1 protein-coding gene is annotated in these 279 nt (G+C 62.0%); it reads left to right on the top strand.

What is annotated here, in order from left to right; genetic code table 11:
• On the top strand, positions 1 to 279 hold a 279-nt coding region (locus tag J0A68_RS23440), incomplete at both ends, for a histidine kinase (RefSeq protein WP_206580536.1).

Genomic DNA, 279 nt, shown 5'->3' with positions numbered 1-279 from the left:
CCCTTTCGACCTTCTTTCGCAAAAACCTCAAGCGCTCGGATGATGAAGTCAGCCTGGCGGACGAGATAGAACATGTGAACGCCTACCTGCAGATCGAGAAAGCGCGTTTCGCCGATCGGCTGGAGATTGCGGTATCGCTGCCCGAGGCGCTGCTGGCGGCGCGGCTGCCGGCGTTTTCGCTGCAGCCGATCGTCGAGAACGCCATCAAGCACGGCACCTCGCATCTGTTGGGCGTGGGCCGCATCGAAATCGGCGCCTGCTGCGAAGGCGAGCATCTGC

Origin of the sequence: Algoriphagus oliviformis (assembly GCF_017254915.1) — a bacterium.
Taxonomy (GTDB): domain Bacteria; phylum Bacteroidota; class Bacteroidia; order Cytophagales; family Cyclobacteriaceae; genus Algoriphagus; species Algoriphagus oliviformis.
This window is presented reverse-complemented; position numbering and strand designations above follow the sequence as displayed.